5 protein-coding genes are annotated in these 5,927 nt (G+C 71.0%); all 5 read right to left on the bottom strand.

The window, feature by feature from the left end; genetic code table 11:
* Positions 1 to 181 precede the first annotated feature (181 nt).
* Positions 182 to 457: a hypothetical protein gene (locus VF202_11990; protein ID HEX7040833.1), complete on the bottom strand. Its 276-nt coding sequence runs from the start codon at positions 455 to 457 to the stop codon at positions 182 to 184.
* Positions 458 to 618: 161 nt separating this feature from the next.
* On the bottom strand, positions 619 to 3,108 hold the full coding sequence (locus VF202_11985) for a phage major capsid protein (protein HEX7040832.1): 2,490 nt from the start codon (positions 3,106 to 3,108) through the stop codon (positions 619 to 621).
* 131 nt (positions 3,109 to 3,239) lie between these two features.
* Positions 3,240 to 4,058 (bottom strand): hypothetical protein, encoded by an 819-nt coding sequence (locus VF202_11980; protein ID HEX7040831.1) that lies wholly within the window; start codon positions 4,056 to 4,058, stop codon positions 3,240 to 3,242.
* Positions 4,039 to 5,460: a phage portal protein gene (locus tag VF202_11975; GenBank protein HEX7040830.1), complete on the bottom strand. Its 1,422-nt coding sequence runs from the start codon at positions 5,458 to 5,460 to the stop codon at positions 4,039 to 4,041. Before VF202_11975 ends, VF202_11980 begins: the two co-directional genes overlap by 20 nt.
* The coding region (gene terL, locus VF202_11970; protein ID HEX7040829.1) for a phage terminase large subunit at positions 5,457 to 5,927 on the bottom strand (471 nt) is incomplete at its 5' end. The genes terL and VF202_11975, both read right to left, overlap by 4 nt.

Below are 5,927 nucleotides of genomic sequence, written 5' to 3'. Positions count from 1 at the left end.
TTGGCGGCGTTGAGGCGGACGGTGATCGTCTCGCTCCTGGTGGATCCCCACGTGAGCCGGGTGCGGGCCTCGATGGCCTGCTCGGCGAACGCGACGGCCGCCGCCTGAGCGCTGCTCAGGGGCGACTCGGGCGTGTGCCCCGCGATGGGGAGCACCACGTCGGGATCCAGCCAGGGCATGGCTACTCCTCGACCTCCACGAGGCCGTACTCGGCCTTGAGGCGCTCGAACTCGGCGCGGGGGATGCGGCAGGTGACGTTTCGCTCGATCACGACCCGGCCGACGATGAGGCGGCCGACGTTGCTCGTCGGGCCGAGCCTGCACGCGACCATCGCCGGCGCTGCGGGCTCTGGCGCAGGCGCGGGGGCGGCCTCGACGGGCGCGGCCACGGTCGGTTCGCTGGCCGGCGCCGCCTCGGCCTTGGCCTTCTTCGTCGTGGTCTTCTTGGCCTTGGTCATGACAGCGTGATCTCCTTCCAGCCGCTGGTGTCCGTCTCGGTCGTGTCCTTGACGGCGAGGAACCGCTCCTGCAGGAACCGGAGCAGAGCCCCCATCTCTGGGAGCTCCGCCCCGCCCTTACCGGCCTGGGTGGTCAGAGCCTTGGGCTTCGCCATGGCTCACTAGCCCTGGAGGCGCGGACGGACGCCGACGCGGCGCACGACGCCGGCCGGGAACTGGTACCCGAGACCCACCCACGCCTGCAGCTGCAGTACGTCGATGAAGTTCTCGCGCCGGTACGGCTCGATCCTGATGGTGAGCGCGTCACCGATGACCGGGATGTCCCGGTGCACGAGGAACACCGTGCCGCAGTCCGTCGACCCACCCTGGGTCTCGTTGTTGGGCAGGTGCGAGATCCCGTACACGGGCACGCCGCGGTACATGCCGAAGGCGCGCGGGCCGACGCCGCTCGCCTCGGACAGGAGGCGGTCACCGAGGACGGTGGCGCGCTCGCTGATGATCTCGGCGAAGTCGTCGGCGAGGCTGATGGGCATGTAGAACGCGAGCCTGGCCACGTCGGACCGGAACGCGACCGGCATCGCCCTCAGCAGGCTCGAGAGGATGCTGAGGTCGAAGGCGTCGCCGTCCGTGCTGGCGCTGACGCTGGTCACGCCGGTGACGCTGCGGAGGCCCTTGAACGTGGCCGGGTCCGTGGCGGTGCCGGTGCTCATGAAGAACGCCCGGTCCTCCTCGTACTGGGCGGCGCCGCGCATGGCCGGGAGCAGGTTCTGCGCCACGAAGGACATGCCCTGGGCGTTGAACATCTGGAAGGAGTCGGGCACGACGACCTTCGAGTTCAGCTCGCTGACCTCGATGTCGAACGTGTCGAGCGTGGGCTCGCTGTCCGTGATCGGGTCGGTCGAGGTGCGGCCCCACTCGTGCGTGATGCCGGCCCTGTCGAAGCGGGGGAAGGTCTGCTTCTTGACGCCGGCCATCGGCACGCTCCGCATGTGGTTGCGGAAGACGACGTCCGGCTCGGGCTTGACCACGAACTGGCGCGCGAGCTCCTCACGGATGACCGTGCCGTCGGTCTCGATGGAGAGGGCGCGCGAGTGGATGCCGGCCTCGGCGAGCATGTTGTACGCCTCGGTCAGCTGCCTGGTCGACGGGCGCTGGCGGCCGACCTGCGGGACGACCGTGCGCATGAGGACCTCGGCGAGGAGCTGGTCGCCCTCGAGCCTGGGGCTGCGGATGCGCAGGCCGCTGGCGATGGCGGCCATGGGGTCCTCGGGCCGGCGGAGGAGCGCGCGGATCTCCTGGGGGAGGTCCTGGCGGTCGGCCGGCTCGGGGGCGGGCGCGGCGGCGAGGCGCGCCTGCAGGCCGAGGTCGGCGTCGAGCTGCTCCTGCGCGGCGGCGCGGGCGTCGGCCTCGCTGAGGCCTTCCTCGACCTGGAGGAGGGCGGCGCGGGCCTGCAGCCACATGTCGCGCGCGCTGCGCTGCTGCGGCTTGTCGGCCGGCTTCTCCTCAGCCTTCGGCTTGGGCTCGGCCTTGGGCTGGGCGTCGGCGGGCTCGCCGGCGGCTCGGGCCTGCACCTGCTCTGCGGGCTGCCCGACGTGCACGTGCACGTCCCCGCCGCCGTTGCGGCCGAAGAGGCGCGCGAGGAGGCCCTTGGTCTCCTGCTCGTCCTCTGCGGGTGTGCCCTCGATCTTGGCTCGCACCTCGGGCGCGAGCTTGTCGTAGTCGGCCTTGGCCTTCGCCTCGGCGTCGGCCTGGCTCATGCCCTCGGCCGCGTACTGCGCGGCTCGGGCCCTGATCCACTCGTTCATCTCCCCCTCCTTCAGGGGCTCCGGCTCGGCCCTTCTGCCGAGCCGGAGGCTGGTGTGCCGCTCGAGGTGAGCGCGGGCTCTCTCGACCACCTGCGCCTGCGTGAGGCTGGCGAACGGTGGCACGCTGACGCGGCCCGCTTCGAGGTCAGCGAGCGCCCGGGCCAACAGCGCTTCGTCGACGGCGTGGCTGCGTTCGTCATGATGAGGCAGCCACGCCAGCTGCCGCACCTCCTCGGGATCGGTGACCTCGCCGTTGAGGACGCGCGGGTCGACGACGGCGTACGCCCAGAGGGCGGGCAGGGTTCGGATGGAGAGGATGTCCGCGCCGGGCACGCCGGGCACGTCGACGAGGGAGAGGCCGCAGTGCTCGGGCTCGCTCGAGAGGCGGTGGTAGACCTCGACGCGCTTGCCCGACTTGTCGGTGCGGGTCTCGACCTCGAGGGGGACGAACTCGAGGGAGGCGCTGCGTACCTTGCCCTGCTGGATCAGCTTGCGGGTGTGGTCGTCGAGGACGCGGCCGGTGACCTCGAGCTGAGGCGCGAAGTCGACGCGCTGCGCCAGGCCCACGTTGGGACGGCCCTCGATGCCGCGGAGCTCGGGCAGGTTGTGCTGGAGGGAGAGGGTGCGGTGCTGCTGGTAGCCCGGCCACCAATCCCGGAGGAGCGCCTCGGCGGTGATGATCGTGCCGTACCGGTCGACGACGGTGTCGTTGCTGGCTCTGAGGAGGAGGGTGTCGCCTGCGCCGGCGCGGACGGTCAGGTCAACGCTGCGGGGTACGCCGACAGGCGCCGCGACGGCAGCCGCGGCTCTGGTCTGCAGGTTGTGGCGGCGTCCGAACAGAGACAAGCCCTCCGGGTTCGCGTATCTACGCGGCCCCGAGGGCCGGAAGCACTACATGTGCTGGTGGGAGTCTAGCATGAGCCGCTCATAATCGCGTCAAGGATCGAGCTCCGCCTTTCACGCACCGCGAGGGACGTTCATTCTACGCCTATCACGCTACATCTACAGTTGATCAGGTTCCCCGCGCTCGCGCCCCTCGAGCGGTCGCCGGGGTACATGAGGGGCTCGCCGCTGACGATGAACGGCTGATCGACGGGGACCGTCTGGCCATCGGCTGACGCATGGTCGTACGGGCTGCCCGGCGTCGGTCGACGTACGCGCGCGTCCCGGCTCGTCAACCAGCGCTTCTTCGTGAAGCCCGCCTCCTCGAGGGCGGCCGCGGCTGCGTTGTTCGCGGCGGTGTTGTAGCTCGAGCGGACGAGGCGCTCGGCCCGGTAGAACTCGGTCCCGTACTGGCGCGCGACCTGCCTGGAAGCCTCGACGTACGGCACGCCCTCGGCCTTCAGGGCGACGAGGCGCCTGGCGAGCGTCTCTGGGTCGGTGAGGGTCCGCCAGAAGGTCGACAGGTCGTCCTCGAGGATCCGCACGGTCTCCCTCACGAGAGTGTCCAGTCTCGGGTCCGTGGTGAGGAAGCCGGCCTGCCTGGGTGTGGTGGTCGCTAGGCGCCTCAGCGTCCAGATGACCTCAGGCTGCTGCAGCAGCTCGTCAGGGCTGATCTCGTACCCGAGCCACGCCAGCTCGGTGGAGAGCCACTCGACCTCGAGCTCGTACAGCCTGGCCTCGATGACGAGGCGGTCGAGTAGCGGCCTGGCGGCGGCGAGCGCCTCTCGCAGCCACTTGGCGTGGAGCCGGCGTGTGGCCGTCCAGACCTCGGGCGCGTACCGCCGGACGGCCGCCTCGACCTGCGCCAGGTGCCGGGCGCGCGCTAGGCGCGGGTTAGTCCTCGGCCGGCGCATCCGGCCCGCCCGCGGCGAAGTCGCCGGCGGGGAGCATCGTCGTCGGCAGCAGCGGCTTGGTCTCGCCGGCCGGCTCGTACCCGAGCACCTGCCTGGCTTCCGCCTGGGAGAGGACGGGGGCGCCGGCGGCCTTCACGAGCGCCTCCACCTTCCGCATCAGCTGCTCGGCGTCGTCGAACGTCAGCTCGAAGTCGTAGTCCGTGATGCCGAGCCCGCTGGGGGCGGGCGCGTGGAGGATGCGGTTGATGATCGCCACGGCGGGCGCTGCGAACGGGATCAGCGCCTGCGTCACGAAGTCGTCGGCCTGCGTCTCGGCCGTGGCGCGGTATCCGCCTTCCGGCAGGCCCAGGTTGATCAGGGACACGTGCCGCACGGCGAGGATCTCGTCGCGCGCGAGCTTCGCGGTGTTCGGGAAGGTGGGATCCTCGAGCTTGTGGTCGAGGGCCTGCGCGGTGACCGTGATGCCGCCGGGGTACTGCAGGATGAGGTTCCTGCCGGCCATGTCGCCCTGGTTCGCCTCGAGGAAGCCGCGGACCTGCTCGAAGAGGGCGTCGAGGGCGTCGTCGCCGGGCTTGGAGCCGGTCCAGGTGGGGTCCTCGGTGACGGTGACGAGGTAGCGAGGCGTGCCGTGGTTCTTGAAGAAGCCGCGGAGGTACTTGCGGTGCTGGTTGTCGACCTCGACGCTGTCGCGGCTGGCGATCCACGCTGGGAGGCCGTAGAAGCTCGACGCGAGGTTCGTCTGGCGTTGGTGGAGGAACTCGCGCGTGTCCTTGTCGCCCGCCTTGCGGGTGCCGAACGGCACGAAGTTGACGGGCTTCCCGAACGGGTCCTCCTGCCTGAGGACGAGGCCGGTGTCGCGCGCCTCGTACCAGACGAACTGCGGCAGCAGGTGGCTGACCTGCATGGGTTCGCGGCCGGTCTGGTCGCGGAGGACCTCGACGAACACGTTGCCGGTCTGGTCGTTCGCGACGCACAGGGCCCTCAGGAGGGCGGGCAGGTCGAGCTCGCTGACGCCCTCCCTGCCGATCGTCTCCCTGCTGAGCCAGGCCTTGGCGCGGCGGTAGTTCTCGTCGGACGCCTTGTCGAAGTCGCCGGCGCGGTCGAGGGGTTGCCCGCTCGTGTCGACGTCGCGGGCGGCCAGGTCCCACTTCGCGCTGCTGACGGCGTCGGCGAGGAGGTTGCCGATCGCTCCCAGCCACGGCGAGGCCAGGTAGAAGTCGATCAGCTGCGACGCGGGGATGGGCCAGGGGACGCGCACGCGGGCGTCGTGCGTCTGCGCCGCCTCGCTCGGCTCAGCCTCGAGGGGCGTGTCGATGCGCAGCTGCAGGGCCGGCTCGAGGTCGAGGGCGGTCGTGGCGAACGCGCGGGCCTTCACGACCGGCGCCGCCTTGGTCTTGGTCATGCGGTGGCTCCCCTCACCCGAAACGCTGAAGGCGCCGGGCAGTTGTTCACTGCGTCAGACAGGCTGTCGGCCGTGTCGTCGTGCGTCGCGTCCGGGAACGCCTCGAGGTCCGAGAACCACCAGTCGTTCCAGGATCCGCGGACGACCTTGAGAAGGCCCTGCTCGGCCAGCGAGCTCGCGTGCTGGAAGCGGGTCACCTTGTCGCCCGTAGGCCGCACGATCCGCACGGCGATGCCCTGCAGCTCGGGCAGGGTGGCGCGCTGCTGCGCGACGGTCTTCCCCGCCTCGCCAGGGTCCTGGGGGATGACCTGGACGACGCCCGGCCCGTCGGCGAGGGCGGTTCTGATGAAGAGCTCCTGGACCTGCGACGGGCTGCCCCTGAGGCGCACTGCGTCCAGCACGTAGTGCTCCGGCGCGCGGCCGGGCCCGCGGCCGACCTTCGTGCCGACCGTCCAGTCCGGGTCGGG

The sequence above is a fragment of the Trueperaceae bacterium genome (assembly GCA_036381035.1).
Taxonomy (GTDB): Bacteria; Deinococcota; Deinococci; order Deinococcales; family Trueperaceae; genus DASRWD01.
The sequence above is the reverse complement of the archived record's forward strand: the minus strand, read 5'-3'. Positions and strand labels throughout refer to the sequence as shown.

Excerpts from the sequence above, each read along its gene's own strand:
- VF202_11990 (HEX7040833.1), bottom strand. The coding sequence starts at position 457 with ATGACCAAGGCCAAGAAGACCACGACGAAGAAGGCCAAGGCCGAGGCG.
- VF202_11980 (HEX7040831.1), bottom strand. The coding sequence starts at position 4,058 with ATGCGCCGGCCGAGGACTAACCCGCGCCTAGCGCGCGCCCGGCACCTG.
- VF202_11975 (HEX7040830.1), bottom strand. The coding sequence starts at position 5,460 with ATGACCAAGACCAAGGCGGCGCCGGTCGTGAAGGCCCGCGCGTTCGCC.